This window comes from Halorubrum shenae (assembly GCF_051194165.1).
GTDB lineage: Archaea > Halobacteriota > Halobacteria > Halobacteriales > Haloferacaceae > Halorubrum.
This window is the reverse complement of record NZ_JBLZNI010000039.1, coordinates 1-4,104: the sequence shown is the minus strand read 5'-3', so window position 1 is coordinate 4,104 and position 4,104 is coordinate 1. Positions and strand designations below refer to the sequence as shown.

At 52.8% G+C, this 4,104-nt stretch carries 2 protein-coding genes and 1 pseudogene; all 3 read right to left on the bottom strand.

Annotation, left to right across the window (positions count from 1 at the left end; genetic code table 11):
• Nucleotides 1-179: 179 nt before the first annotated feature.
• Nucleotides 180-1,001, bottom strand: a pseudogene (locus ACNS88_RS17505) (IS5 family transposase).
• A 91-nt stretch (nt 1,002-1,092) separates the two neighbouring features.
• Nucleotides 1,093-2,658, bottom strand: coding sequence for a PAS domain-containing protein (locus ACNS88_RS17500; RefSeq protein WP_435100603.1), 1,566 nt, complete (start codon nt 2,656-2,658; stop codon nt 1,093-1,095).
• 63 nt (nt 2,659-2,721) lie between these two features.
• The coding region (locus ACNS88_RS17495; RefSeq protein ID WP_435100600.1) for a sensor histidine kinase at nt 2,722-4,104 on the bottom strand (1,383 nt) is incomplete at its 5' end.

The window sequence follows — 4,104 nt, the reverse complement described above, 5'->3', positions numbered from 1 at the left end:
CAAGCAGCGACCGATCTTACAAGAGACGCTCGCTACCGCTACACAACCGAGGTGTGAGTCTTAACTGAAGACGGATGGCGCTCGTATCTTTATCAGTTATATCTTCATCGCTAACTCAATTTGAGTTCGGCCACGTCTCATCGCCGGTTCTGTTGACGAGTTACCTTCTGAATCACCGATCAGAGTGTTCGATCAAGGTTATGGATGAGACAAGCGATGGTGAGTTCACGGAACTGTTTCCACCACTGCCGTGACCGGACAAACGCACCGTATTTTCGCTTGAGCGTTGAGTTGACGGTCTCGGATTGACTCCGCTGGCCGTAGAGATCAGCGTTTAAGCGCGCATTCCATGCCTTGTGGAGCGATGTGAACTCACGATGCTTGATCAGTGGCCGAACTTCGTGTTGCCGGGCAAGTTGTCTGATCTTCTGGTCGTCATAGCCTTTGTCACCGAGAAGAATGTCGATATTCTCGGGATTGCGCTTGATCAACGACGGAGCGATCTGGCTATCGTGTTTCCGAGTCGTCGTCACGTGTAAATCGAGAATCGCGTTTACCTTCGTATCGACCAGCAACGTCACCTTGAGCTGCTGAATCGTGAGTTCAGCGCGTTTCGTGTAGTGTTTCGAAGCGTGACTGCGGTCGAATCCTGACGCATCAACTCCAACAACTCCGCTTGTCGGAAGTAGCGTCGCTGAGAGAGTCAAGATGACACGCCATACAGCCATATCAAGCCGGTTGAATGCCTTACAGAGCGTTGATGGCGTAGGAAGTTCAACTAATCCGAGGGCGCGACGAATGCGTGGGATCTCGATTAATTCGTCAAGCAATCTACGGTAGGTCGTGTTCTTCCGAACTTTGAGACACAGCAGAACAACGTGCTGGGGAAGTGTGTAGCGGTGTTTAAAAAATTTCGAGGTGTATCGGGAGAGCGCTCAACGCGCCAGATTGATCGCCTTCTCTGTAAAACGGAGAATCTGCGACTTCGGGAGGGCCTTCATCTCGTCGAATTACAGGCTAAACAGGTAACTCTTTGAGGATTTCAACAGAGCCTGTTGATGAGGAATACCGCACCGTCGGGGAAATTCTCGGCTAGTGTCTCGTACTGGTTTTTAACTCCTGTAACTCCTGTTCGCGTTTTTTCCGGTGGGTCACATCCCGGAGTGTTCCAACCGAGCCGTTGAATTGGTCGCCTTCGTACGGGAGAACTCCCATTCGATCTTCACAGACGATCGGGTCACCCTCCCGCGGGTGCAGTGTCACTTCGAATGTGAGCGTTTCCGGGCCGTCACTCGACAACAACCGTCCCAACTGGTGTTCTGCCTGTTCGACGGCCTCCTCATCTTTGATGAGCGACGGTGTGTTCCCAAGGATAGTTCCCCGGTCGTAGCCGACCAACTCGACGAACTCGTCGGTAACGTAGGTGAACCGCCCCTCTTCGTCAAGCACGTACACTGCGTCGGTCAGTGCTTCAATGATCGTCTCGTACTCTTCGAGCTCTCGTCGTCGTTCTTTTCGTTCGGTGATATCTCTTGTCGAACCGACAACATACTCAACTGTACCGTCAACCACCACCGGCGCGATTTTGGTCGTCCAATGTGATTTCCCTCCATTAAGCCGTGCAGTTTCCTTGTATTGGAGTGGTTCTTGACGCTGGATGCACTCGTTGTACTTTGCTTCTACCCGCCCTCCGTATTGCTCGCCAAGGAGCTCCCGGGGTGTCTGGCCCTGAATCTCTGATGCTGACAATCCCACTTCGTCTTCATACGCTGGATTCACCCGTTTGACGGTTGGCTCATCGGCGACGTTGATGAAAAACAGTGCATCCTGTGTATGCTGGAACAACGTTTCTATCTGCGTGAGTTTCTGCTGGCGCTCTTTGCGGTCGGTGATGTTGTTGCCAGCCCCGCGGAGCCCCGTTACGTCACCGTTTTCGACGACTGGAGTGATCGTAATGTCTAAGAGATGTTCGTCGCCGTCGCCCGGCTGGAGTCGCCACGTGTCTTGTAGTTCATCACCTGGTTTGAGTTGGAAACCCTTGTCGAGTGCTTGTTGGATGCTTTCGCGGTCGTCCGGGTGAAACAGTTCTATCGCCTCTTCAACAGGGATTTCAGTCTGGTCAGGGCGCTTGATGATTCGACGGGCACCAACGGTTAGCAGGATCGTACCACTCTTTCTTTCTAGTTCGAACCCGCCGGTGTTGCCGGCAAACTCTGTCAGGCGCATCAGTTGTTCCTGTCTGTCAGCGCGCTTGGTCTCGCGTCGGGTGTTGACGGCGTTCCGAATTCGGTTGGCCAAGAGTTCGTACGTTTCTGAACCCGACCCCTTCTGAAGGTAATCTGTTACATCGGCGGAGATAGCCTCGCTGGCTACCTCTTCACCGCCCTTGCCGGTGAAAAGAATGAACGGGAGGTCTGGGTTGTCCTCACGGACACCTTGCAAGAGTTCCAAGCCATCCATGCCGGGCATGTTGTAGTCCGAGACAATGCAATCAGGCAGGTGGCTATCAATCTGCTCTAGGCCCTCGCTAGCGTTGTTTGCTGTCTCGACAGTGAATTTGTCATCCTCCCGTTCAAGGAACGTCGCAGTCAGGTCTGTAAGAGACGGTTCATCGTCAACGTGGAGAACCTGAATCTGTTGTTCCGAAGCGAGAGTCATTGCCTGTTACTTTGCTACCAGTTGTATAACACTTGCTGAGGGTTATCATATTTGATTCATCGCTCATTCGCTAGTTCGCTCCTCATAGACGCGATTGAGCTCAACCACGAATACGCTGCCAGCGGGCTCGTTGTCTTCAACCCACATTTCACCACTGTAGCTATCGACAACATTGTCGATCAGATACAGCCCAGGACCCGCTGCGGGGGCGTCTAAGCCCTTCTGGCCCCGGCCGAAAATGTCTTCTTTCTGGTCATCGGGGATCCCAGGTCCGTCATCGGCAATACTGGTCCGGATCGTCTCGTCGCTCACCCGACACCCGATGTTAACAATAGGCTCGTTCTTGTCGTTGTGTTGGACAGCGTTGTTCAGGATATTTCGGAACACAGATGAGAGCAAATCATTGGCATGCACACTGATCTCGGAGAAATCGTCATCTACTCTGAACGTGGCATCCGGATACATCGACCGACATTTAGTTAGTTCAACGTCGAGAACCTCACTGACAAGGACCGGGTTCAATTCGGGGTTCTGGTCCATCCCGAGAGCTTCGATGAAGTCGCGGATCGTTCTCGTTAGACCGATCGTGTTTTTCCCTGTTCTCTGAATCCGATCGAGCACCGCTTGGCCGTCATCATCAACGTGTGTGGCGAGTTCTTCGCTCCACCCGAGAATAACGTTCACGTCGTTCCGGATGTCGTGGCGTGTGATCCGGTTGAGTACGCGAAGTTGCTCGTTTATCCGCGCTAAGGCTCGTTCTGAGGTTTCCCGCTGCGTAGTATCTTCGATAATCAGCAACACGGCCGGAGCTTGCCCCCAAGTAATTTGAGCTGTGGTTAGCTCCGCTGTCGAATTGGGGCCGGTCCCGAGTGAACCTACCTCGACGCGGTCGATGTATATCTCACCCCTTGATATGGCCGACAAATTATTCTTCGAGAACGTATCACTCGCCGGAATAACGTCACCGAGCGGACGCCCGGCGGTATCGACAGTATTCTCAATGTCGAAGATGTCGCGCGCTTCCTGATTCAAATACTCGATGGACTCGTCTTGGATGATAACCACTCCATCGGGGAGGGCTTGAACGATGTCCCGTAGTCGGGCTTCAACATCAGTTAGGTGCGACTGGGCTCGATGGAATTCGATGGCCTGATTGATGAGTTCGGTGAATCGCTCCCATTGATCATCGAATCGGTCCGTTATCAGATAGTCTGTCACTCTGGCATGAATCGCTTGACTGGCGACCGCTTCGCTCCCTTCGCTTTTGAAGATGATAAACGGAAGATCTGGATATTGAACGCGTACCGTTTTGAGGAGAGAAATGCCGTCTACGTCGGGGAGTTCATGATCGCTAACAACACACTGTACGTTACGGAGAATCGAGGAGAAAGCCTCGCGCTTTAGCGCGGGGATGAATCCGACACCACCCTTCACAGTCCACCGTCC